The organism is Pseudomonas sp. WS 5021 (assembly GCF_012985535.1).
Classification (GTDB): domain Bacteria; phylum Pseudomonadota; class Gammaproteobacteria; order Pseudomonadales; family Pseudomonadaceae; genus Aquipseudomonas.
Window position 1 is genome coordinate 112024 of the sequence record NZ_JAAQWP010000002.1, and the last position, 24064, is coordinate 136087.

General features: G+C 61.5%; 25 protein-coding genes. 13 read left to right on the forward strand and 12 right to left on the reverse strand.

Features of this window, described 5'->3' with window-relative positions:
• Positions 1 to 162 precede the first annotated feature (162 nt).
• The 3 genes from HBO19_RS06890 to HBO19_RS06900 form a co-directional block, all read right to left on the reverse strand.
• Positions 163 to 783 carry a LysE family translocator gene (locus HBO19_RS06890; protein ID WP_170057137.1) on the reverse strand — a complete coding sequence of 207 codons (621 nt, stop codon included), beginning with the start codon at positions 781 to 783 and terminating at the stop codon, positions 163 to 165.
• A gap of 63 nt (positions 784 to 846) precedes the next feature.
• A complete protein-coding gene (locus tag HBO19_RS06895) occupies positions 847 to 1347 on the reverse strand; it encodes an AAA family ATPase (RefSeq protein ID WP_169956600.1) in 501 nt (166 codons plus the stop codon).
• A gap of 90 nt (positions 1348 to 1437) precedes the next feature.
• Complete coding sequence (locus HBO19_RS06900; RefSeq protein WP_170057138.1) at positions 1438 to 2355, reverse strand: LysR family transcriptional regulator; 918 nt, start codon at positions 2353 to 2355, stop codon at positions 1438 to 1440.
• 66 nt (positions 2356 to 2421) lie between these two features.
• Here HBO19_RS06900 and HBO19_RS06905 point away from each other — a divergent pair, with 66 nt between their 5' ends.
• Positions 2422 to 3027 carry a LysE family translocator gene (locus HBO19_RS06905; RefSeq protein WP_169956596.1) on the forward strand — a complete coding sequence of 202 codons (606 nt, stop codon included), beginning with the start codon at positions 2422 to 2424 and terminating at the stop codon, positions 3025 to 3027.
• Here the strand turns inward: HBO19_RS06905 and HBO19_RS06910 are convergent.
• The gene (locus HBO19_RS06910) at positions 3020 to 4546 is read right to left on the reverse strand and encodes an MFS transporter (protein WP_170057139.1); all 1527 of its coding nucleotides are present in this window, start codon (positions 4544 to 4546) and stop codon (positions 3020 to 3022) included. The two genes, HBO19_RS06905 and HBO19_RS06910, sit on opposite strands and share 8 nt — an antisense overlap.
• 150 nt (positions 4547 to 4696) lie before the next feature.
• On the opposite strand from HBO19_RS06910, the gene HBO19_RS06915 reads away from it, so the two are divergent.
• Positions 4697 to 5572 (forward strand): LysR substrate-binding domain-containing protein, encoded by an 876-nt coding sequence (locus HBO19_RS06915; protein WP_169956592.1) that lies wholly within the window; start codon positions 4697 to 4699, stop codon positions 5570 to 5572.
• Between the two features lie 18 nt (positions 5573 to 5590).
• Here the strand turns inward: HBO19_RS06915 and dhaL are convergent, their stop codons facing one another.
• The 7 genes from dhaL to HBO19_RS06950 all read right to left on the reverse strand — a co-directional run bounded on the left by dhaL (position 5591) and on the right by HBO19_RS06950 (position 12977).
• Positions 5591 to 6238, reverse strand: coding sequence for a dihydroxyacetone kinase subunit DhaL (gene dhaL / locus HBO19_RS06920; protein WP_169956590.1), 648 nt, complete (start codon positions 6236 to 6238; stop codon positions 5591 to 5593).
• Positions 6239 to 6241: 3 nt separating this feature from the next.
• Positions 6242 to 7243 (reverse strand): dihydroxyacetone kinase subunit DhaK, encoded by a 1002-nt coding sequence (locus tag HBO19_RS06925; protein WP_169956588.1) that lies wholly within the window; start codon positions 7241 to 7243, stop codon positions 6242 to 6244.
• Positions 7244 to 7399: 156 nt separating this feature from the next.
• Positions 7400 to 8515, reverse strand: coding sequence for an alcohol dehydrogenase catalytic domain-containing protein (locus HBO19_RS06930; protein ID WP_029293713.1), 1116 nt, complete (start codon positions 8513 to 8515; stop codon positions 7400 to 7402).
• Between the two features lie 26 nt (positions 8516 to 8541).
• The gene (locus HBO19_RS06935) at positions 8542 to 9297 is read right to left on the reverse strand and encodes an SDR family oxidoreductase (protein WP_169956586.1); all 756 of its coding nucleotides are present in this window, start codon (positions 9295 to 9297) and stop codon (positions 8542 to 8544) included.
• Positions 9298 to 9452: 155 nt separating this feature from the next.
• Positions 9453 to 10460, reverse strand: coding sequence for a substrate-binding domain-containing protein (locus HBO19_RS06940; RefSeq protein WP_169956584.1), 1008 nt, complete (start codon positions 10458 to 10460; stop codon positions 9453 to 9455).
• A 55-nt stretch (positions 10461 to 10515) separates the two neighbouring features.
• A complete protein-coding gene (locus HBO19_RS06945; RefSeq protein WP_169956582.1) occupies positions 10516 to 11493 on the reverse strand; it encodes an ABC transporter permease in 978 nt (325 codons plus the stop codon).
• The gene (locus HBO19_RS06950; protein ID WP_170057140.1) at positions 11490 to 12977 is read right to left on the reverse strand and encodes a sugar ABC transporter ATP-binding protein; all 1488 of its coding nucleotides are present in this window, start codon (positions 12975 to 12977) and stop codon (positions 11490 to 11492) included. Before HBO19_RS06950 ends, HBO19_RS06945 begins: the two co-directional genes overlap by 4 nt.
• Positions 12978 to 13259: 282 nt before the next feature.
• Between HBO19_RS06950 and rpiB the strand changes: the two genes are divergently transcribed.
• The 3 genes from rpiB (at position 13260) to HBO19_RS06965 (ending at position 16750) form a co-directional block, all read left to right on the forward strand.
• Positions 13260 to 13721, forward strand: coding sequence for a ribose 5-phosphate isomerase B (rpiB, locus tag HBO19_RS06955; RefSeq protein ID WP_029293723.1), 462 nt, complete (start codon positions 13260 to 13262; stop codon positions 13719 to 13721).
• A gap of 63 nt (positions 13722 to 13784) precedes the next feature.
• Positions 13785 to 14765, forward strand: coding sequence for a sugar-binding transcriptional regulator (locus HBO19_RS06960; protein WP_029293725.1), 981 nt, complete (start codon positions 13785 to 13787; stop codon positions 14763 to 14765).
• A 422-nt stretch (positions 14766 to 15187) separates the two neighbouring features.
• Positions 15188 to 16750 carry a TerC family protein gene (locus tag HBO19_RS06965; RefSeq protein ID WP_169956578.1) on the forward strand — a complete coding sequence of 521 codons (1563 nt, stop codon included), beginning with the start codon at positions 15188 to 15190 and terminating at the stop codon, positions 16748 to 16750.
• Here the strand turns inward: HBO19_RS06965 and HBO19_RS06970 are convergent.
• Complete coding sequence (locus HBO19_RS06970; protein ID WP_170041174.1) at positions 16747 to 17109, reverse strand: thioredoxin family protein; 363 nt, start codon at positions 17107 to 17109, stop codon at positions 16747 to 16749. The genes HBO19_RS06965 and HBO19_RS06970 overlap by 4 nt on opposite strands.
• Before the next feature lie 306 nt (positions 17110 to 17415).
• Between HBO19_RS06970 and HBO19_RS06975 the strand changes: the two genes are divergently transcribed.
• The 8 genes from HBO19_RS06975 (at position 17416) to HBO19_RS07010 (ending at position 24005) form a co-directional block, all read left to right on the forward strand.
• Complete coding sequence (locus HBO19_RS06975; RefSeq protein ID WP_170057141.1) at positions 17416 to 18261, forward strand: transporter substrate-binding domain-containing protein; 846 nt, start codon at positions 17416 to 17418, stop codon at positions 18259 to 18261.
• 52 nt (positions 18262 to 18313) lie between these two features.
• Complete coding sequence (locus HBO19_RS06980) at positions 18314 to 18976, forward strand: amino acid ABC transporter permease (RefSeq protein WP_169956572.1); 663 nt, start codon at positions 18314 to 18316, stop codon at positions 18974 to 18976.
• A gap of 12 nt (positions 18977 to 18988) precedes the next feature.
• Positions 18989 to 19639, forward strand: coding sequence for an amino acid ABC transporter permease (locus HBO19_RS06985; RefSeq protein WP_057440845.1), 651 nt, complete (start codon positions 18989 to 18991; stop codon positions 19637 to 19639).
• Complete coding sequence (locus HBO19_RS06990; protein WP_169956570.1) at positions 19636 to 20403, forward strand: amino acid ABC transporter ATP-binding protein; 768 nt, start codon at positions 19636 to 19638, stop codon at positions 20401 to 20403. Before HBO19_RS06985 ends, HBO19_RS06990 begins: the two co-directional genes overlap by 4 nt.
• Positions 20404 to 20418: 15 nt before the next feature.
• Positions 20419 to 20808, forward strand: coding sequence for a RidA family protein (locus HBO19_RS06995; RefSeq protein WP_032857221.1), 390 nt, complete (start codon positions 20419 to 20421; stop codon positions 20806 to 20808).
• Positions 20809 to 20988: 180 nt separating this feature from the next.
• Entirely contained in the window at positions 20989 to 21753 is a 765-nt protein-coding gene (locus HBO19_RS07000) for an IclR family transcriptional regulator (protein ID WP_169956620.1), read from the forward strand.
• A gap of 17 nt (positions 21754 to 21770) precedes the next feature.
• Positions 21771 to 22979, forward strand: coding sequence for an amino acid deaminase (locus HBO19_RS07005; protein ID WP_170057142.1), 1209 nt, complete (start codon positions 21771 to 21773; stop codon positions 22977 to 22979).
• Positions 22980 to 23096: 117 nt separating this feature from the next.
• Complete coding sequence (locus HBO19_RS07010) at positions 23097 to 24005, forward strand: sugar kinase (protein WP_170057143.1); 909 nt, start codon at positions 23097 to 23099, stop codon at positions 24003 to 24005.
• Positions 24006 to 24064: the final 59 nt, after the last annotated feature.

The window sequence follows — 24064 nt, forward strand, 5'->3', positions numbered from 1 at the left end:
GTTTTCAGTCGGTTGTCACCGGCAGAAATCGGCCAAAAGCGGACAGTTATGCAGGGTTAGCAACCCTTCCTTGTAGCTTGATGGCGTCTACGAAACTAGGGGCGATTCAGCTTGCGTCCGCTTGAAGATCAATCTGTCCCGTTTTTGTTTTGTTGATGAGATTCACCCACGCCGCGCCATCAATAACATCGAGGCAGCTGCGGACAACAAACCCGCGCAGCAACGATTAAAAATCTTCTTGCCTCGAGGCTGGGTAAACCAGCGGCGCATGTGCAGTCCGATGTATGCGTAGATGCCAATGGCAATCCATTCCAATACCAGGAACAGCAATCCCAGCAGCGTGAACTGGGAGCCCACGTCTACCGCTGGGTCAACGAATTGAGGTAAGAACGCGGTAAAGATCAGAATGGCTTTGGGGTTGCCGGCGGCCACGAGGAATTCCTGTCTTGCCAACCCCCACAGTCCCACCTGAGAGGTTTCGGATTCGGCTGCTACTTGCGGTGCGGCGTTCCACAGTTGATACGCCAGGTAGAAAAGATAAGCCGCGCCAATTATTTTGATCCCGTAAAAGACTAGCTCTGAAGTTTGCAACACCACGGCCAAGCCCGCCGAGGCAAGTGCGATCATGATTGCGAACGCCAGCAAGCGACCTACGCCAGCCAGGCAGGATGTGCGATAGCCATAGCGGGTTGCATTGCTGATAGACAGCAGATTGTTGGGCCCTGGCGCCATATTCAGCGCAAAGCATGCGGGCAGGAATAACGCGAGTGTTGCCAAGTCCATATGCATCTCCAGAATCGCTGTGCATCAATCCTATGTTTGAAGCTTTATAGACGTCATTACCCGCTAAGACAGTAATCGGTCGGTGATCATCGAGAGCGCTTGCGCCGGTGAAACCAGCGCAGTATCTATGCAAAACGGAGCTTCTTCCCAGGCTTCGTATTCATGATCCAGCACAGACTGCCAGGTGGGTGGGATCAGCCCCGCAATATCACTCTTCCTGGTTTCCACCCGTTGCTGGTGTTCATTTTTATCAGAGCAAATCACTTGAATATTGAATAACTCGATACCCGCCTTTACGGCGATTTCGCTCCAGGCTATTCGGCTTTCGCTTACAGGGTTTACGCAGTCAACGATGACCGTGTGGCCAAGGCGAAGATTACTCAGGGCAAGTTCATTCGCGACCCTATAGCCGCTGGACCCCACGTCTTGTGCAAGAACTGCGCAGTTGCGGATCGCTTGCTCAATCGTATCGATCCGCAGGTAAACGGCGCCGGTTTTAGCCGCTAGCTCCTTGGCGATTGTGGTTTTGCCGGTGCCGGGAAGGCCGCTGAATACGATAAGCACGGTATGTCCTTTTCTATCGCCTGTTATTTAGGGGCTTCGCGTTCGGCAAGTTGGCTAGTTCGCCGGGGTATGACTGAACACCCAGACATCTCACCCCACAGTTTGCAACCATTCAAGTAGCGCCATCTCCACGCTACCGGGCCTTGGCGCTGTAGGCGATAGCAGGCAGTACCGCGAGCCATCTTCAACAAAGCCCAATGGCGCGGCTAACACACCGCTTTGGATATCGTCGCGCACCAGGTGCCATGGGCCGATGGCTACCCCAAGGCCTGCAACGGCGGCCTGGATGCTGAAATAGAAGTGCTCGAAAGATTGCATTTCCATTTCTGGAGCAGGCAGTTGCTTTGCGTAAGCCCATTCGTGCCAAGCCGTGGGCCGGCTAGCTGTTTGCAGTAGCAGGGCAGAGGGGAGCAGGGATTTGCGATTTTTGCCAAACCACTGATCTGCCTTTTCTGGCCGGCATACGGGGCCGACCTGCTCTGGGAATAGCGTCTCGGTATGGTAGCCGGGAGGACAGGGAAAATCGTCGCGCCGGATGGCCAGGTCGATACCCTGGTTGAATGAAAAGGGGCCGCCGCCAGCAACCAGGTGAATGTCCAGGCCTGGGTGAAGGGTCTGGAAGTCGCTCCAGCGAGGGATCAACCAGCGCATCAACAGCGTGGGCTCGCAGGACAGGACGAGCTGGCGAGCTCGACGGGCGTCGGTGCGTATCTCGCGAACGGCCTGGGTCATCAACCCCAGCCCCTCACTGGTGGCTTTTGCCAGGCGTCTTCCGGCATCGGTTAAAAACACCCTGCGACCACGCCGCTCGAACAGGTCGACGCCCAAATCCTCCTCAAGCAGGCGCACTGCGCGGCTGATGGCCCCCGGTGTCAGGTGCAACTCGTCAGCTGCGCGGGCGAAGTTTTCCAGGCGTGCGGCTGATTCGAAGCAGCGCAATGCCAGCAGAGACGGCATGCGAGTCTCAGAAGTCAGTGAGTTGTAGTCACCATTTTCTTCAGAAATCATCGTTTTTACCAAGGCATAGGATCTGTAAATATTGCCCTACACCACCAAGAATTCAAAGGGTACAGCATGGGCGAATGGATAGCGGTAATCACCATCACACTACTGGCGTGCATCAGTCCAGGGCCGGATTTCGCCATGGTGTCTCGCAACGGATTGCTCCTGTCTCGAAGGGCGGGCGTGCTCACCGCTGTCGGAATTGGCCTAGGGGTGCTTGTTCACGTGTGCTACACGCTGCTCGGATTGGGCTTGGTGCTGCAACAAACGCCTTGGTTGTTCAATGTGTTGAAGCTGGCTGGAGCGGCCTATCTCGTCTACTTGGGCATCAAGATGCTTCGTTCCGGGCCGGCCACTGAACCGTCGGATGCGCCACCGCCCGCCATGTCTGATCTGGGAGCGCTGCGTACGGGATTTCTCACAAATGCGTTGAATCCTAAGACATCGATCTTCATCGTCAGTCTGTTCATGGGAGTCGTACGGCCGGACACCGCTGTGACGGCACAAATCGGGTACGGGCTATTTATCGCTGGAGCACATGTGGTGTGGTTCAGCCTCGTCGCACTGTGCTTCTCCGCCGGGGCGGTGCGCGCCAGGTTATTGGCCGCGCGACAGTGGATCGACCGGATTTTTGGCGCATTGCTGGTGAGCTTCGGGATCTTGCTGACGCTCACTTGACTGGGGCTACGGGCTGCAGCAGTGGAATCGGATGCCTCATCAACAGGCCTACTACCAGCGCTCCCAGCAGGCTCAATAGCCCCGCCACCCACAACACCCTGCCGAACCCACCGACAAATGCCTGCCATGCCAAGGGTTGCACCGGCCCCTGCGCCGATTCCGGCAGCAGCGCCATGGCCGCTGGCATATCCCCGGCCACCACCCGCGAGGCAATCCCCGGTACCTGGGCCTGCCATTGCGCGCCGAGGCTGGCGTGCAGCAGATGCTCGCTATGGCTGGCCAGCAGCGCGCCATACACCCCAATCGCCAACATGATCGCGCTGAAACGCATGGTGGTACTCATGCCCGAGGCCATGCCCGCACGGTCCCTCGGTACGCAGGCCATGATGTTTTTCTGGGTGTCGCCATTGAGCAGGCCGGCACCGGCGCCGGTCACGGCTATCGCCAGGGCGAACGGCAGGTAACCGCCGACACTGACCGCCCAGGCGCTGAACAGGTTGCCGCAGCCCACCAGGGCCAGCCCGGTTGCCATCATGGTCGCGGGGGCGAAGCGGTTGGCCAGGCGTGCGCCGATACGCGGGCAGATCAGCATGGTCAGGGCAAACGGCAGCATTCCCAGGCCCGAGGCAATCGCAGAAAACTCCAGGCCGTTTTGCAGGTAGAACGGCAGCAGCGTCATCATCACCTGGGCGCACCCGGCGTAGGCAAACATCCCCAGCAGCGCGCCGATAAATCGCGGGTACTGGAACAGTTGCAGGTCCACCATTGGCCGGCGCTGCACACGTTCCACCAGCACAAACAGGCCCAGCAGGAACGCACCGCCGAGCAGGCGCGCATAGGTCAGTGGGTTGTCCCAGCCGATCCGGTTGGCTTCGATCAGGCCCCAGATCAGGCACAGCAGGCTGGCGCTGAAGGTCAGGCTGCCCCAAGGGTCGAGGCGCGCCGATTGACTGTCGCGCGATTCCGGGATGGCATGCAGGACCAGCGCCAGCAACGCCAGGCCCACCGGCAGGTTGAGGTAGAAAATCCAGCGCCAGCCCATGTAATGGGTAATCAGGCCGCCGAGGGTTGGGGCGGCGGTCATCGCCACGCCCATGCAGGCCCCCCAGAACGCCCAGGCCTTGGCCCGTTCCAGTTCATCGTGAAAGGCATGGCCGATGGAAGCCAGGGCCGAGGTCAGCAGCAGTGCGGCACCGACACCCTTCACGGCGCGGGCAATATCCAGCAGCAGCACGCTGGGCGCAGCGCCACAGCCCAGGGAGGCGAGGATAAAAATACCCAGGCCCCACACCAGGGTCTTCTTGCGGCCGAAGCGGTCGGCAATGCTCCCGGCCGGCAACAGCAGGGCGGCGAAGGCCAGCATATAGGCGCTGACCACCCATTCGATATCGGCGAAATTGGCGCCCAGGTCGCGGGCAATGGTCGGCAGGGTCACCGCGACGATGTTGGTGTCGAGGACAATCAGCGAACAGACCCCGGAGGCGGTCAACAGGGTAAGGCGTGGGCTGACCCGGCTCATGGCATGATTACCTGGCAGGCAACAGGCAAGCTGGATTTGACGGGCATCATGAGGGTTCTCTACTGTGGGCGTCCCCTGAGCTTAACGTCAACTTCCGGTGGTTCTGTTAGCCGAAGCCAAGCACATCATTACCTTTGAGCTAATCCTTATATGGAAATACGTCATTTCCGCTACTTCCTGGCCGTTGCCCGGCACCGCAATTTCACGCGTGCCGCCGAGCAACTGGATATTGCCCCGCCGACGTTGAGCCGGCAGATCCAGGATATGGAACGTGCCCTGGGCACGCGCCTGTTTATCCGGCGCCAGCGTGACGTGAGCCTGACCGAGGCGGGCAGCGCGTTGCTGGGTGAAGCCGAAAGCACCGTGCGCCAGTTCGAGTTCGCCCAGCGCAATGCCCAACGCGCCGGGCGTGGCGAGATCGGTCATATCGAATTGGGCTATGTCGCGTCGGCGGTGTATTCCGGGGTATTGCAACGCCAGGTGCAGGGGTTTTGCGCGCAGTTTGCCGATGTCAGCCTCAGCGTGCGGGAAAGCCCCATGGCGCTGTTGCCGGGGCTGGTGGCCGAAGGGCGCTACGACATTGGCTACATTCGCTCACCCATGACCTTGCCCGACGGTGTGGAGGCGCTGCGCCTGGGCAGTGAGGGTTTTGTCCTGGCGCTGCCCCAGGGCTCGTGGCTGCTGGGGTTGAAGGCGATCACCTGCGCGCACTTGCAGAACGAGACCTTCATCCTGCCCGAGCAAATCAGCGGCACCTTGCAGGTGGCCGCACAAGGCGGCTATGCCCCGCGCCTGGGACCGCAGCCGGGCGGCCTGGTGGCGGTGATTGCCCTGGTGTCGCTGGGGCAGGGCGTGGCGGTGGTGCCGGAGTCGGTGGTGGGGCATGTCAGCCTGCCGGGTGTGCACTACCGCACCCTCCAGGGCAGCGATGCATCGTCGTGGCTGTCGCTGATTTACCGGCGCTTTGAAAAAGCCCCGGCGGTGGCGCGGTACATCCAGCACATCAAGCAAAACCCCACCCCGTAGGCGCCGGCAATCCGGTTCCTACCGGGCCAGGCGCGGCTGGATCGAGTCTGCCAGTTGCGTGAGGATCAGGCAGCAGGACACCGCCCCGGCATCCAGCACCCCCAGCGAGCGTTCGCCCAGGCGGCTGGCCCGGCCAATCCTGGCCACCAGGTCCTTGGTCGAATCGCGGCCCTGGGAGGCGGCGCTTTTCATCGCGTCCAGGGCGTCGCTGAAGGACGCACCCGCCGTTTGCGCCCGCTCAAACGCCTCCACCGCCGGGATCAAGGTGTCCATCAGGCACTTATCGCCGACGCCGGCTTCGGTGATGTCCTGCAATGAAGTCAGGCCACCGCGCAGCAGATGGGCGAAGGTGGCGGCGTCGATGTTGTCGCTGCCACGCACCTCGTCGGCCATGCCGATAAACAGGCTGCCATACAGCGGGCCCATGGAGCCGCCGATGCCTTCCATCAGGCTCAGGGTCAGTTCATCCAGGGCCTCGGCCAGGGTCAGTTGCCGGCCTTCGATCGTACGGCCGCAATGGGCAAAGCCCTTGGCCATGTTGATGCCGTGGTCGCCATCGCCAATCGCGCCGTCAACTTCGCTGAGGTATTCACGGTTGGCGACGATCACGCTGACCAGGTCGGTGACAATCGCGCTGCCGTCGTGGGTGGAAAAATGCTGGCTCATGGTTTATTCCGCCTGGGTCATGCCGATGGAGCGGCAAGGTTGGTCGATCAGGGTTTTCAGCTCGGCATCCAGGCCCAGCAGGGTCAGGGTCACGCCCATCATTTCCAGGGAAGTGAAGTAGTTGCCGACGTAGCAGCGATGGATCTTCAGGCCCTTGGCCTTGAGCTGGCTTTCGACTTCGGCGTAGAAGATGTACAGCTCCATCACCGGCGTCGCGCCCAGGCCCGAGACCAGCACCACCACGCTGTCATCCTGGCTGAAATCGCGGTCGGCGAGGATCGGTGCCAGCATGCGTTGAGCCATGGCCGCCGCGGATTCGATCGGGATCACCTCGATCCCGGGTTCGCCGTGGTGGCCGATACCCAACTCCATCTGGCCGTCCGGGATCTGGAAGTTCGGCTTGCCCACCGCTGCAATGGTGCAGGGCGTCAGGCCGATGCCGATGGAGCGGCAGTGATCGACCGCCTTCTGCGCGACGCGGATCACCCCGTCCAGGTCATAGTGCTGCGCGGCGGCGGCCCCGCCGATTTTCCACATGAAGATTTCCCCGGCCACCCCGCGCCGCTTGGCGATATCGGCCTTGGGCGCCGACGCCACGTCATCGTTGGCGACCACGGTGCGGATCCGCATGTCTTTGCTGGCGGCCATTTTCATTGCCAGCTTCACGTTCATGTTGTCGCCGGCATAGTTGCCGTACAGGCAGGCCACGCCGGCACCGTGATCAGCGACGCGAAACGCATCGAAAAAACTCTTGGCGGTGGGTGAGGAGAAGATTTCGCCGACGGCCACCGCGTCCACCAGGCCGGGGCCGACATAGCCGAGAAACGCCGGTTCATGGCCGGAACCGCCGCCGGTGACGATACCTACGCGGCCCTGGCCGGAGGGCTTGGCCTTGCTGATCACACGGGGGTTGCTGTCGCTTTGGCGCAGCTCCGGGTGGGCGACCAGAATGCCGCGCAGCATGTCTTCGACCACTTGGTCCGGATCGTTGATGACTCGATTCATAACGCGGGTTCCTGTTCTTGTTGTGAGCAACTAACTGTAGGAGCGAGCTTGCTCGCGAAAAACGTTAACGCTAACGCGGGCTACCTGGATGAGTGCGTCGCCCTCAGGTTTTTCGCGAGCAAGCTCGCTCCTACAGTAAAAAGCGGTTGGGGTGTTTTAGGGTTCGAGCACAACCTTCAAGGACTTGTCCCCACGCTCCATCACCGCAAACGCCTCCTTGAAATCCGCCAGCGCAAACTTGTGGGTGACCACGTCGCGCATGTCGATCTTGCGCTTGCCGATAAAGTCGATGGCCCGTGGGTACATGTAAGGGCCCAGGTGCGAGCCGAGTACGTCCAGTTCCTTGCGGTCGCCAATGATCGACCAATCTACCGTGGCCTCGTCGTTGAATACGCTGAATTCGACGAAGCGCCCCAACTTGCGCAGCATCGCCAGGCCCTGGTTCACCGCCTTGTGGTGCCCGGTGGCTTCGATATAGATATCGCAGCCATAACCGTCGGTGATTTCGCGGATTTTCGCCAGTACATCGACCTCGGCCGGGTTCCAGACTTCGTCGGCGCCCATGCGCAGGGCCAGTTCGGCGCGTTCGGGTTTCATGTCGAGCACGATCAGGCGTTTGGGGTTGCGCATGCGCACCGCGCCGATGATCCCCAGGCCCAGGGTGCCGGCGCCGGCGACTACCACCACGTCGTCGAAATCCACATTGGCCCGTTCCGCCGCGTGCAGCGAGCAGGCCAGGGGTTCGATAAGGATCGCTTCGTCTGGCGCGATGGAGTCGGGTACCTGGTGGATGATGCCTTCCTTGGTGAAAATCATGTACTGGGCCATGGCGCCCTGGACGTTGTTCTGGAAGCCGTAGAGATCGTGTTTCTGGCACATCCAGTACTGGCCGTGGTTGCAGAAGCGGCAGCCCCAGCACGGCACGATCTGCTCGGAAATCACTCGGTCGCCGACCTTCACCCCACGCTTTTCTGCGCCTGGGCCCAGGGCGACCACGCGGCACACAAACTCATGCCCGGGAATCATCGGCGGCTTGACGTAGCGCGGCTGCTCGGCGTCGCCCCAGAACGACGGCGCGCCGCGATAGGTCTTGATATCGCCCATGCAGATGCCGCACAGCTCGACCTTGGTCAGGATCTCGTCGGGGCCTGGCGTCGGTACATCGACGGTTTCCAGGCGATAGTCTTCCGGGCCATGGCAAACCACGGCCTGCATGGTCTTGGGGATTACCGGGTGGAGTTGTTCGGCGGTACGTTCGGTAGCGGTGGACATGACAGACCTCACGACGAATAGATGGATTACTGAATGCTGTAGCCGCCGTCGATCACCATATTGGCGCCGGTGATCATCTGGGCTGCGTCGCTGAGCAGGTACAACGCCAGCCCGGCGATTTCATCCGGCTGGGCAAAACGGCCCGCCGGGATCTGCAATTTGGCCCGTTCGCCTACTTCACCGGCCCAGGCTTTCTTGCCCAGGGCGGTTTCGACGATGGTGGGGGATATGGCATTTACAGTGATGTGCGGGGCCCATTCCATGGCCAGGACCTTGGTCATGCCGACAATCGCGGCCTTGCTCGCGCAATAGGCCACATGCCGATCCAGGCCGATCACCGCCGCCTGGGATGCCAGGTTGACGATGCGCCCGCTGCCCTGGGCGAGCATGTGCCGGGCGCAGGCCTGGGCCACGAAAAAGCTGGCCTTGAGGTTGATATCCAGGGTGATGTCCCAGGCGTTTTCGCTGACATCGATGGCCTTGTCGAGCATCACTACGCCGGCGCTGTTGACCAAATAATCCAGGCGCTTGAAGTGCGCGAACACGTAATCGATGCTGCTCTGCACCTGGTCGAGCTGGCGCAGGTCGACGGCCAGGCCCAGATGCCCGCTGCCCAGGCTGGCGGCCACTTCAACCACGGCTGGGTCACGGTCGAGCAGGGCCACGCGCGCGCCACGCTCTGCCAGCAGGCTGGCACACGCCAGGCCAATCCCGGCGGCCCCGCCGGTGATCACGGCGCAACGGCCGGTGAGGTCGAAGGCTTGGTTCCAGAATCCAGACATTGGTTTAACTCCATTCTCTCAGTCGCTGGAGATTCAAAGGTGGGAGCGGGCTTGCTCGCGAAGGCGGTGTGTCAGTTGACACATCAGTTGGCTGATCCACCGCCTTCGCGAGCAAGCCCGCTCCCACATTTGGATAGCATTTACAGGTCGAACTGCTATTTAGTACCGCTGACCTGCTGGTACAGCGCATCCGCATTGGCATTGGTCACCGGCACCCACGGCAGGATGTAGTTCTTCGCGGTGCCGTCGCCCCAGGTCACGTCCTTGGCATAACGCTCCCAGATCACCGACTTGGGTTTGTAGTCCTTGCCCGCCAGTTGCCGCAGGGCCACGTCCAGTGCGCCCTGGGACTGGGCCTGGGCGTCTTGCAGGAAGGTGGTGACTTCGTCTCTTTTGGCCGCCTGGATGGCGTCGGGCATGCCGTCGATGGAGGTGACGGGCACCTCCTTGGAGGTCAGGCCATGGGATTTGAGGGCCTGCACGGCGCCCAGGGCCATGTCGTCGTTTTGCGCGATCACCCCGTTGATGCCCTTGGGGTGGGCGTTCAGCCAGTCTTCAGTCAGGGTCAGGGCCTGGGCGCGGTCCCAGTTGGCGGTCTTTTTCTCGATGATCTTGATTCCGGGGTGCTTGCCCAGCACTTCCAGCTCGCCCTTTTCGCGGTCGATCTGCGCCGACTGGCCGATCGGGCCCTGGATGATCACCACATTGCCCTTGCCCTGGAGCTTGTCGACCATGGCCTGGGCCTGCAGGCGACCGCCCTCGACATCGTCGTTGCCCACGTACGGCACGCTGGCATCGGCGACCTTGGTGTTGGAGGCGATCACCACCACATCATTGGACATCGCCTGCTTCACCGTGCCGACGCCGGCCTTGGTGTCGATAGGTACAAACAGGATCGCGTCATAGCGCTGGGTGACCATGTTTTCGATCTGGTTGTTCTGGGTCAGCGCGTCATAGTTACCGTCGAACACGGTCAACTGCACGGTGCCGTCCTTGACTGCCGGATGTTCCTTGAGCTCGCGCACCCAGTTCTGCATGAACTGGCCCTTGAGGCCGTACACGGCGGCGCCGACTTTGTAGGTCTTGCCATCGGCGGCCAGGGTGACGCTGCTGGCGAGCAGGGAGAGGGCCGCCACGGCGGCAAACGATGTAGCGAATTTCATGATGAGAACCCCGTTTATTGTTGTGGTCGTTCAGTTCGGTTCAGAGCAAAAGCGACTAGCGTTTTTTCTTGCGCCACACGTCGATCAACACCGCGAGCACGATGATCAGGCCCTTGGCGACCTGTTGGTAATAGGAGGACACGCCGAGCAGGTTCAGGCCGTTGTTGATCACCCCGATCAGCAGCGCGCCGAACAGCGTGCCGACAATGGTGCCGACGCCGCCGGACAAGCTGGTGCCGCCGATCACCACGGCGGCAATCGCATCCAGCTCATAAGACATACCCGCCTGGGGCAGGGCGGAGGTGGTGCGCGCGGACAGCACCACGCCTGCCAGGCCGGCCAGCAAACCCGAAACCACATACACCGAGAACGTCACCTTGCGCACGCCGATCCCTGAGGTGCGCGCGCTTTTTTCATTGCCGCCCACCGCGTACACATAGCGCCCGTAGGTGGTGTAGCGCAGCACCATCCAGAAAATCAGTGCGACCACGGCAAAGATGACGACCGGTACGCCAATCGGTCCGAGCTTGCCGATGCCCAGCGCCAGGTAGGCGTCCGGCAGGTCGGTGACCGGGCTGCCGTCGTTGAGGATAAAGGTCATGCCTCGGGCAATACTCAGCATGCCGAGGGTGGCGACAAAGGGCGGGATCGACAGGTTGGCCACCATGAACCCGTTGACCACCCCCAGCATCGCCCCGGCAAACATCCCGGCGCTGACGGCAGCGAGCAGGCCGTAGCCCTGGGTCGCGACCAGGGCGCTGCACAGGCCGGCGAAGGCGAGGATCGAGCCTACCGAGAGGTCGATGCCCTTGGTCAGGATCACATAGGTCATGCCCACCGCCAGGATGCCGTTGATGGATGTCTGGCGCAGGATGTCCATCCAGTTGCGCCAGGTCATGAAGTATTCGCTGGCAAACGCCATGACCACGCACAGCAGGATAAACACCAGCGGCAGGCCAAAGCGGTCGAGGGAAAGCCGCAGGCGGCTGCGCGCGGGGGTGGTCAGTGGCGTGGCAAGGGTTTTGGCGTTCATGAGGCAAGACTCAACAAGGCTTCCTGGGAAAGGGCGGTGTCGCTGCTGATAGTCACCAGGCGGCCGCCCTTGAAGACCGCGATACGGTCACTCAGGTGCAGCAGTTCCGGGGCCTCGGACGACACCACGATGGCCGCGCCACCGGCGCGCACGAACTGGTCGAGCAAGTGATAGATCTCCTGCTTGGCGCCTTCATCGATGCCCCGGGTCGGCTCGTCGCACAGCAGGCACACCGGTTGGGTCGACAGGCATTTGGCGAGCACCACCTTTTGCTGGTTGCCACCGCTCATGGACGCCACCGGCAGGTCCAGGGAGGTGGTCTTGATTTGCAGGCGCTTGACCATGTCCTCGGCCAGTTGGTTTTCCTTGCGCGCGTTGATCAGCGACCAGTTCGACAGCTGCTTGTACGCCGACAACGCGATGTTCGAGAGGATGCTGGAGCTGAGCACCAGGCCGCTTTCCTTGCGGTCTTCGGTGACCAGGGACATGCCGGCGCGGATGGTCGCCTTGGGCAGGCCGATGGGCATCGGCTTGCCTTGCAGGGTGACGCTGCCGGCGTCCGGGGTGGTCAGGCCGTAGATGCAGTTGAGGAACTCGCTGCGCCCCGAGCCCATCAGGCCGTAGATGCCGAGGATTTCGCCCTGGCGCAATTGCAGGCTGATGTCCTGGAACTCGCCGCTGCGGCTCAGGCCCTGGACGTCCAGGCAGCAGTCGGCGGCGCTTTCGCGTCCGACCTTGTGGTCGATGCGTGTCAGTTCCTGGCCGACGATGCCGCGCACCAGGTGGGCGCGGTCGATATCGGCCATGCGCCCGCTTTCGACGAAGGCGCCATCGCGAAAGATGCTGTAGTCGTCGGCAATCTGCGCAAGCTCGCTGAGGCGATGGGACACATAGACGATCCCGGCGCCACGGGCGGTGAGGCGGCGGATGGCCTTGAACAGGGTTTCGGCTTCGCGCTCGCCGATGGCGGACGTGGGTTCGTCCATGATCATCACCTGGCAGTCATGGCTGAATGCCTTGGCGATCTCCACCAGTTGGATCTGCGCCACGCTCAAGCGGTGCATGGGCGCGCTGGCGTCGACCTCGAACTCCAGGCTTTCCAGGAGTTCGCGGGTACGCCGGTGCAGTTCCTTGCTGTCGACGATGCAGCCGGCGCGCCGAGGTTCGCGGCCCAGCCAGATGTTTTCGGCGACACTCATGTAGGGGATTGGCTCCAGCTCCTGGGTGATCATCGCGACCCCCGCCGCCAATGCTTCGCTGGGGCGATGGAAATGCACGGGGGCGCCATTGAGCAGGATGCTGCCGGCGTCACGCTGGGTGATGCCCATCAAGATACTGAGGAACGTGGATTTGCCGGCGCCATTGCCGCCGCACAGGGCATGCACACTGCCGGCCCGCAGCGAGAGGCGGCCGTCACGCAGGGCAGGGATGCCGGCGTAGGCCTTGGCGACGTGTTCAGCCTGGAGCAGTAATGGCGTGGCCATCGGCGTGTCCTCGTGCTGTGAGTTCTTATTAGGTACACAGTCGTGTTGTTGCGTGAGCATATGTGTATCAAATGAAATTCTGATCAGTCAATCTCTTTCATTGAAAACTTGTAATCGCCAAGGTTTTCTTGATGTATGGCGTTTTAGAGGGGTTTGACTGGAGGGTCAGTTAAAACGTGCTTGACAGTTGCGAGGGAATATCCGAGAAATGACTGATCGAAATTTCATTGAGTGATCATATGATCAGTCTTAAGCTTCACCACGGCAGCGGAGCCTAATGCCATGAACACACCTTTCCCGGTGGCTATCGGATGTGACGAAGCGGGTTTTGAGCTCAAGGAGCTGTTAAAGCGCCATATCGAGGCGCTGGGGTATCCGGTGACCGACTTTGGCACCCATTCCACAGCTCCGGTGCTCTACCCGGATATTGCGCTGGCGGTGGCCACGGCCATCAATGCCGGGCAACAGCGCCTGGGGGTGCTGGTGTGTGGCACGGGCATCGGCATGGCGATCTCGGCCAATAAAGTCTTGGGTATTCGCGCGGCCCAGGCCCATGACACCTATTCGGCGGAGCGCGCGCGCAAGAGCAACGATGCGCAGATCCTGTCCATCGGTGCGCGGGTGGTGGGGGCGGAGCTGGCCAAGAGCATCGTCACCGCGTTTCTGGCCTCGGAGTTCGAGGCGGCGCGGTCCGGGGCCAAGGTCGAGCGCATCAATGCCATTGAGCGTGATGGGCATCAGTAGTGGACGGAGCAGGGCAAGAGTCGGGAGAATGCGCCTTTGACGCCGAAACGGAAGCCCGTCCCCATGAGTGACAGTACCCTGCGCACCGCCAGCGATATCGATCTGATGACCGAAGTGGCGATGCTCTATTACCTTGAGAACGTCACTCAGGAAGCCATCGCCAAGCGCTTTGACCTGTCCCGGGCGAAAGTCAGCCGGCTGCTCAAGCGTGCGCGCGATGAAGGGATTGTCGAGGTGCGGGTGCTGCAGCATCCGGCGATGAACAACGAACTGGAACAGGCGCTGGTGGAGCGTTTCCAGTTGGATCGCGCGTTGATCGCGGTCGACCACAGCGACGCCGACACCCAGCGTTCCGCCGTGGCCAGCCTGGTGGCCAACTACCTGAACAAGACCCTGGGCGACGGCATGATTGTCGCCGTGGGCATGGGGCGCAATGTGGGGGCGGTGGCCGATAACGTGTTTTTGCCGGTAACGCGCAACTGCACGTTTGTCTGCGCCATTGGCGGTTCGCTCAAGGCCGGCGAATACATGAACCCCGACCATATCTGCCGCCGCCTGGCCCTGCGTTTTGGTGGCGAGAGCGAAAGCCTGTACGCCCCGGCGCTGGTGGCCAACCCGGAACTGCGCAGTGTGTTGATCAGCAACGACACCGTACGCTCGACCCTCGACCGCGCACGGCGTGCCGATATGGCGCTGATCGGTATTGGTGACATGAGCGAAAACAGCAACATGGTGCGCATGGGCTGGTTCTCACCCCAGGAAATCGCCCAGGCGCGCTTGTCCGGCACGGTGGGTGACATGATGGGCTACGACTTTATCGACATTCATGGCCAGCCGGCGGTCAACGCCATCCAGGGGCGGGTGATCGGCTTGACGGTGCAGGAGTTATTCCGCATTCCCGATGTGGTGGCGATTGCCAGTGAAAACACCAAGGCCGCCGCGACCCTGGGGGCGTTGCGCTCGGGGGTGATCAATACCCTGGCGACCACGGTTACCAATGCCCACACCATCCTGGCGCTGGACGACGCTACCCGTAAAACCTGACCTGTCTCCTCTCAAAATATGGGCTCTGGCGTGTGTGAGGGGGCTGGCTTGTGTAGGAGCTGGCTTGCCAGCGATAGCATCGCCTCGATCTACCTGATACACCGAGGTGTCTGCATCACTGGCAAGCCAGCTCCTACACAAGCCCACAGCACAGGCTTCTGGGGGCGGCTTTTACAGATCTTGTAATAGTTTTAAATTGTAGGAGATTTGTGTTTCCGCTGTAGGATTAAAGTCCTTTTCTCACTGCAGGACTTGCATGAACACCCTCTCGGAGCCCCCCAGTCGTCTTTCCCCAAGACCGCTACTGCCGACGTTCCCGCTGAAACATCCTCTATTCAGACTGCTAACCTTTTCCCGGTCACCCGACCGCGTCTTGTTGTGCCCGGCATTCTGAAAATCAATAAAGAGACAGAGACTTCTATATGGAATGGTTAGCGGATCCAACGGCCTGGCTCGGCCTGTTGACCTTGATTGTGTTGGAACTGGTACTGGGTATCGACAACCTGGTGTTTATCGCGATCCTCGCGGACAAGCTGCCACCAGAGCAGCGTGACCGTGCGCGGTTGATCGGTTTGTCCCTGGCGCTGATCATGCGCCTGGGCTTGCTGGCGAGTATTTCCTGGTTGGTGACCTTGACCCAGCCGTTGTTCGAGGTGTTCGACAAGAGCTTCTCCGGACGCGACCTGATCATGCTGTTTGGTGGTGTGTTCCTGTTGTTCAAGGCCACCATGGAGTTGCATGAGCGGCTCGAAGGGCATGTCACCGAACGCACCGGCAATGCGGCCTACGCGATGTTCTGGCCGATCGTGGCGCAGATCGTGGTGCTGGACGCCGTGTTCTCCCTCGACGCGGTGATTACTGCGGTCGGCATGGTGGACGAGCTGGCGGTGATGATGATCGCGGTGATCGTGTCCATCGGCGTGATGATCGTGGCCAGCAAGCCGCTGACCCGCTTCGTCAACGCGCACCCGACGGTGATCATGCTGTGTCTGGGCTTCTTGATGATGATTGGTTTCGCCCTGACCGCCGAAGGCCTGGGCTTCCACATCCCGAAAGGCTACCTGTACGCGGCCATCGGTTTCTCGATCCTGATCGAGGTGTTCAACCAGATCGCCCGGGCGCGCCGCAAGAAGTCGGCGCAAGGCGTGCGGCCGATCCGTGAGCGCACTGCCCATGCGGTGATGCGCTTGCTGGGTGGTCGCAGCCTGGCGGTGGAAGAGGTGGGTGAGGACGTTACGGACCTGCTGGGCGACTCCCAGGGCAGTCAAGGCCCGCTGTTCGACCGCCGTGAGCGCGTGATGATCAGCGGTGTATTGCAGTTGGCCGAGCGGCCGATCCGCACCTTGATGACCCCTCGGGCGAATGTCGACTACATCGACTTGGCCGACGACCCGGAGACGATTCGCCTGAAATTGATGCACTCGTCCTACTCGCGCTTGCCGCTGATCCGTAATGGCGCGGTGGATGAGCCCCTGGGCTTCGTGCATAAGAAGGAGCTGCTCAAGGAGTACCTGGCCGGCAACGAGCCGAACCTCGAACACCTGGCGCGGCGGGCGATCAACCTGCTCGACAGCTTCTCGATCCTCAACGCCTTGGAGCAGATGCGCCAGGAGTCGACGCACATCGCCTTTGTGATCAACGAATTCGGCGATTTCATGGGGGTGTTGAGCATGACTGACATCCTCGAATCCATCGCCGGTGAGTTGCCCGATGCCAGTGAAGTCGAAGGCCCGGACATCGTCCAGGAGCAGGGCGGTTACCGTGCCAACGGTGCGTTGAACCTGAACCTGATTCGCCAGCGCACGGGTTTCCAGGCGGTGGCCACCGAGGATTACCAGACCTTGGCTGGCCTGGTCATGAGCCTGTTGGATCGCCTGCCGGTGGTGGGTGACAGCCTGGAATACGAAGGCTGGCGCTTGACGGTGGCGGCGGTGGAGGAGCGCCGGGTGACGCAGGTGTTGCTGATGCCTGTCACGGCGGGTTAACGGGGTTTTGCCCTTTTGGTTGGCACACCACGGGTGTGCCGCTCGAAGGTTCTCTTCAGGGTCTGCTCCTGGGTCTCCCAGGGGCCGAACCCCTTGAGCTTTTCGACCAGCCTGCCGTTTTTCAATATCAGCAGCGTCGGTGTGCCGGTCACTTCGGGATGCCGTGGGGTCTGGCTCGTATCGAGTACATAAAGCGCTGCCTGACGGCGATAGCGGCCGGCCACTTTGCGAAACAGTGGCTTGGCCGCGCCGCACGCCGGGCACTGGGGCGATACAAAGAGCATGAACACCGTGCGTTGTGTCTGCAGCGCCCGTCTATACGCATCTGCGTTGTCGATCAGCGTGTTGATCAGTCCCATGACAATCTCCTTATAGGCCGGTGGCCAAACCCTAAGCCGGGCGGGCCGGACGGTCTACTGTGAGAATTCACAGGTAACGCACCCAAATGTGACGGATCGCAACGGATTGGGGCGCACGGTAGCAGTGTGCCTGGTGTGACTGGCGCGGCGCTGGTTCGTCGATGCCTTGTTATCTGGCTGATTTAAAACACCTTTAACTCTTCAATATTTTTCTGTTACTGGCTGTGGCACACTTTCTGCTGTCTATTCCGTTGTTACATACCATGTTCCGGTATAGCGGAATACACAACTCCTGGAGTGCTTGTCATGCATCGCCGACCTTCCGTGTTTAAAGCCTGTGTTTTTCTGTTCGCCGCCTCGGCTTCCCTCGCCAGCCAAGTGCAGGCCGACAGCAAGCTCGACGATGTGCTCAAGCGTGGGCACCTGATTGTCGGTACAGGCAGTACCAATGCGCCGTGGCACTTCCAGGGAGCGGATGGCAAGTTGCAGGGTTTTGATATCGATATCGGACGTATTGTCGCCAAGGGCCTGTTCAACGACCCGAGCAAGGTCGAGTTTGTGGTGCAGTCCTCCGATGCGCGGATTCCCAACCTGTTGACCAACAAAGTCGACATGAGCTGCCAGTTCATCACCGTCACCGCCAGCCGCGCGCAACAGGTGGCGTTCACCCTGCCGTACTACCGCGAAGGCGTGGGCCTGCTGTTGCCGGCCAACAGCAAATACCAGCAACTCGAAGACCTGCAGGCAGCGGGCGACGACGTCACCGTGGCGGTGCTGCAAAACGTCTACGCCGAAGAACTGGTGCACCAGGCGCTGCCCAAGGCCAAGGTCGACCAATACGACAGCGTCGACCTGATGTACCAGGCCGTGAACTCCGGGCGTGCCGACGCCGCCGCCACCGACCAGTCTTCGGTCAAATACCTGATGGTGCAGAACCCCGGCCGCTACCGCAGCCCCACCTACGCCTGGAGCCCGCAAACCTACGCGTGCGCGGTCAAGCGTGGCGACCAGGATTGGCTGAACTTCGTCAACACGGCGCTGCATGAAGCCATGACCGGCGTCGAGTTCCCCACCTATGCGGCCTCGTTCAAGCAGTGGTTTGGCGTCGACCTGCCGAGCCCGGCGATTGGCTTTCCGGTGGAATTCAAATGATTGTTGAGCGCGCGGCGTCGCAGCGGGCGCCCCGCTCAAGGTACTGCCGACCATGAACTATCAGTTGAATTTTGCCGCAGTCTGGCGCGATTTCGACACCTTGCTCGCAGGCCTCGGCCTGGGCCTGCAACTGGCCTTGCTGTCGATTGCCATCGGCTGCGTGATCGGCCTGTTGATGGCTTTTGCCATGCTGTCCCGGCACCGTGCGCTGCGCATCCTGGCCTCGGTGTATGTGACGGTGGTGCGCAACACGCCGATCCTGGTGCTGATCCTGTTGATCTACTTCGCCTTGCCCAGCCTGGGCATCCGCCTGGACAAGATCCCCTCGTTCATCATCACCCTGTCGCTGTACGCCGGGGCGTACCTGACCGAAGTGTTTCGTGCCGGCCTGTTGAATATTCCCAAGGGCCTGCGCGAAGCCGGCCTGGCGATTGGCCTGGGGGAGTGGCAGATCCGCGCCTATATCACCGTGCCGGTGATGCTGCGCAACGTGCTGCCGGCGCTGTCGAACAACTTTATCTCGCTGTTCAAGGACACCTCCCTGGCGGCGGCGATTGCGGTGCCGGAGCTGACCTATTACGCCCGCAAGATCAACGTCGAAAGCTACCGGGTGATTGAAACCTGGCTGGTGACGACCGCGCTCTATGTGGCTGCCTGTTACCTCATCGCCCTGCTGCTGCGTTACCTGGAACAGCGCCTGGCGATTCGTCGATGAGAGGGGGTTTGCATGTATTGGCTGCATGAGTTGTGGATCGCCCGGGCAACCCTGTGGGCGGGGTTCCAGACCAGTGTGTATTGCTCGGTGCTGGCGATTATCTTCGGCACCCTGATCGGCATTGTCGCCGGGTTGGTGCTGACCTACGGCAAGTTCTGGATGCGCGCGCCGTTTCGTCTGTACGTTGACCTGATCCGTGGCACCCCGGTGTTTGTGCTGGTGCTGGCCTGCTTCTATATGGCGCCGGCGCTCGGTTGGCAGATCAGTGCGTTCCAGGCCGGCGCCCTGGGCCTGACGCTGTTTTGCGGCTCCCATGTCGCCGAGATTGTGCGCGGTGCGCTGCAAGCCATTCCCCGTGGGCAACTGGAAGCGGGCAAGGCCATTGGGCTGACCTTCTACCAGTCCCTGGGCTATGTGCTGTTGCCCCAGGCGTTGCGGCAGATTTTGCCGACCTGGGTCAATTCCTCCACCGAGATCGTCAAGGCCTCGACCCTGCTGTCGGTGATCGGCGTCGCCGAATTGCTGTTGAGCACCCAGCAAGTGATCGCCCGGACCTTCATGACCCTGGAGTTCTACCTGTTCGCCGGGTTTCTGTTCTTTGTCATCAACTACGCCATCGAGTTATTCGGGCGCTACATTGAAAAGCGGGTGGCCTTGCCATGAATCAACCATTGCTCAACATCAGCGGCCTGCGCAAACAATACGGCGCGGTGGAAGTCCTCAAGGGCGTCGACCTGTCGTTGCAGCGCGGCAACGTGGTGACCTTGATCGGCTCCAGCGGCTCGGGCAAGACCACGCTGCTGCGCTGCGTCAACCTGCTGGAGGAGTTCCAGGGCGGGCAGATTACCCTCGACGGAGAGTCCATTGGCTATGCCGATGTTGCCGGCAAGCGCGTACGCCACCCGGAAAAACTCATCGCCCAACACCGCGCCATGACCGGCATGGCGTTCCAGCAATTCAACCTGTTCCCCCATCTGAGCGCGTTGCAGAACGTCACCCTGGGCCTACTCAAGGTCAAGCATATGGGCAAGGACGAGGCAGTGGCCCTCGCGGAAAAATGGCTGGAGCGCGTGGGCCTGCTGGAACGGCGCAACCACTTCCCCGGTCAGTTGTCCGGCGGTCAGCAACAGCGGGTGGCGATTGCCCGGGCGATTGCGATGAACCCCAGCCTGATGCTGTTCGACGAAGTGACCTCGGCGTTGGACCCGGAGTTGGTCGGCGAGGTGCTCAGTGTGATCAAGGGCCTGGCGCAAGAGGGTATGACCATGTTGCTGGTGACCCACGAAATGCGCTTTGCCTACGAGGTCTCGGACAACATCGTGTTTATGAACCAGGGCCGGATTGAAGAGCAGGGCCCGCCCCAAGACATCTTCGAGCGCCCGCAATCGCCACGCCTGGCGGAATTTCTGAAAAGTATTCGTTTTTAATCAAGGAGCAACATTATGAGCATTACTCGTTACGGCGCCGGCAGCACCGCCGGTGGTGGCCAACCCCGTCCATTCGCCCGTGCGGTGGAGGCCGATGGCTGGTTGTACGTGTCGGGCCAGGTGCCGGCGGTGGAGGGCGAAATCATCAATGGCGGGATTGTCGAGCAGACCCACCAGACCATGAAGAACGTGGTGGCGATCCTTGAAGAGGCCGGCTACGGCCTTGAAGACGTGGTCCGGGTCGGCGTATGGCTGGAGGACCCGCGGGATTTCTGGAGTTTCAACAAAGTCTTCGGCGAGTACTTCACCCCCGAACACGCCCCGGCACGGGCCTGTGTGCAGGCGAATATGATGGTCGATTGCAAGGTTGAGATCGATTGCGTGGCCTACAAGAAAAAAGGCTAAATGCCCGACCTCAAGACCATTAAAAATTCAATGTGGGAGTGAATTCGGGTGGGAGCGGGCTTGCTCGCGAAAGCGGTGTATCAGTGCCAGATTTGTTGGCTGACACACCGCTTTCGCGAGCAAGCCCGCTCCCACAACAGCCCCGCCCCACATGGACCTCTTACGCTGATGAAGACCGCCATGACCGAAGACACCATCAAACGCCGCGCCAAAGGCCTGGACCGGGCGTTCGATATCCTCGATTTTCTCAAGGAAGTCGGCCAGCCCCTGCGCCCCAACGATATTGCCAGTGGCATCGGCAGCCCCAAGTCCACGGTCTACGAACTGGTCGCCTCCCTGCTGGAGCGGCGGATTCTCGAAACCGTGGGCAAGGACGGGCACGTGTACCTGGGGCGTCAGTTGTACTTCCTCGGCCAGGCCCACTTGCGCCATTTCGACCTGACCCGCGAGGCCGATCACGCCTTGCAGGAGATCGTCAGCCAAACCCACGAGACCGCGCAGATGTGCCTGCTCAACGGGCGCAAGTACACGGTGGCGCTGATGCGCGAGGGCGAGCGGCATTTCCGGATTTCTTCGGATATCGGTGAAAACGCGCCGATTCCCTGGACCGCTTCCGGGCGCTTGTTGCTGGGACATTTGAGCGACCAGCAGATCATCGACCTGATCGACCACGACGACTTTATCCTGCCGGACGGCCAGCGTTTACCCCTGGACACCTTCCTCGGGCAGATCCGCCAGGCCACTGTCGATGGGTTCTTTTCCTTCGACAGTGTTGCCGACACCTTTACCCACTGCTTTGCCGCCCCGGTGCGCGATGCCCAAGGCGTCGCCATTGCGACCCTGTGCATCGTCGCCCCACGGGCCGACGCCAAGAACAATTACGCCGACTACCGCCGGGTGCTGATCGAAAGCGCCAACAACCTGGCCCGTCGCATCAATGAATAGCGAAACGGAGTAACGCCATGTCTGCCTTCAATGCCGTTGAAAAAGGTGCCGCCGCCAGCGGTGCCCACCTGGTACGCGACGTCAGCCTGCCCGCCCTGGTGCTGCACCGCGCGGCCCTGGAACACAACATCCGCTGGATGCAGGGCTTTGTTAGCAGCAGCGGCGCGCAGCTGGCGCCCCATGGCAAGACCAGCATGATGCCGGCGCTGTTCCAGCGTCAGTTGGCGCAGGGCGCCTGGGGCATCACCCTGGCCACCGCCGTGCAGACCCGCGCGGCCTATGCCGGTGGCGTGCGCCGGGTATTGATGGCCAACCAATTGGTGGGCGCGCCGAACATGGCGCTGATCGCCGAGCTGCTGGCTGACCCCGGCTTTGACTTCCATTGCCTGGTCGATCACCCGGACAACGTGGCTGACCTGGGCGCGTTCTTCGCTGCCCGTGGCCTGCGCCTGAACGTGATGATCGAATACGGCGTGGTCGGCGGCCGTTGCGGTTGCCGCAGCGAGCAAGAGGTGCTGGACCTGGCGCGGGCAATCAAGGCCCAGCCGGCCCTGGCCCTCACCGGCATCGAAGGTTACGAAGGGGTGATCCACGGCGAGCATGCCGTCAGCGGCATTCGCGAGTTTGCTGCGTCCCTGGTGCGCCTGGCGGTGGATATGCAGAACAGCGGGGCCTTTGACCTGGGCAAGCCAATCATCACCGCATCGGGCTCGGCCTGGTATGACCTGATCGCCGAGTCCTTCGCCGCACAAAACGCCGAAGGGCGCTTCCTCAGCGTACTGCGCCCCGGCAGCTATGTGGCCCACGACCACGGCATCTACAAGGAGGCGCAATGCTGTGTGCTGGACCGGCGCAGCGACCTCACTGAAGGCCTGCGCCCGGCCCTGGAAGTCTGGGCCCATGTGCAATCGTTGCCGCAGCCGGGGTTTGCAGTGATTGCCCTGGGCAAGCGTGACGTGGCCTACGACGCCGGCCTGCCGGTGCCCCTCAAGCGCTACAAGGCCGGCGTGTTGCCGGCGGTGGGCGATGACGTGAGTGCTTGCAAGGTTACGGCGGTAATGGACCAGCACGCCTTCATGAGCGTGGCGGCGGGGGTTGAACTGCGTATTGGCGACATCATCTCGTTTGGCACTTCGCACCCGTGCCTGACCTTTGATAAGTGGCAGGTGGGGTGTTTGGTGGATGAGCAGTTGCAGGTAGTGGAAACCCTACAAACCTGTTTCTAGACCGCGTCGCGGCCATCGCAGGCAAGCCAGCTCCCACATTTGAATGTGTTCACAAATCCCAATGTGGGAGCTGGCTGGCCTGCGATGAGGCCCCAAAACCCAGCCGAGAATCCGAGCATGACCCCACACCCGCGCATTGCCCTGATCGGCGAATGCATGATCGAACTGCAACACCGCGCCGACGGCAGCCTGCAACAGAGCTTCGGTGGCGACACCCTGAACACCGCCGTCTACCTGCGCCGCGAGCTGGGCGCCAACAGCACGGTGGATTACGTCACCGCCCTGGGCGATGACAGTTTCAGCGATGCCATGTGCGCGCAATGGGCCGCCGAAGGCCTTGGCCTGGACCGCGTCCAGCGCCTGCCAGGCCGCCTGCCGGGTTTGTATTGCATCCAGACCGATGCCAATGGCGAGCGCAAATTCCTCTATTGGCGCAACGAAGCGGCGGTGCGCGATTGCTTCACCACGCCAGGGTCCGAACCGGTCCTGGCCGCCTTGCCCAGCTACGATGTGCTGTATTTGAGCGGCATCACCCTGGCGGTATTGGGTGAAGTGGGGCGTGCACGCCTGCTGGCCACGCTGCTGCAAGCCCGGCAACGTGGCGCCCGGGTGGTGTTCGACAACAACTATCGGCCGCGTCTGTGGGCCAGTGTCGAAGCCGCTCGTGAGGCCTATCAGCAGGTGTTGGCGCTGGTGGATATGGCCTTGCTCACCGAGGACGACGAACGTGCGCTGTTTGGCTATGCCGACAGCGAGCAGGTGTTCGCCGCCTATCCGGGGATTGATGAAGTGGTGCTCAAGCGCGGGGCGGATGACTGTCTGATTCGCCGGGGCGGCGAGCGTTTTGCGGTGCCGGCGGTGGTGGTAGAGAAGGTGGTGGACACCACGGCGGCGGGGGATTCGTTCAGTGCGGCGTATCTGGCCAGCCGGCTCAGGGGTGGTTCGCCGCAAGAAGCGGGCTTGGCGGGGCATCGGTTGGCGAGCCAGGTGATCCAGGTTCCGGGTGCGCTGATTCCCAGGCTATAAGGCCGCCTGCGGCGGATCGCGGGTAAGCCCGGCTCCCACATTTGGCCGGGTTCACACAT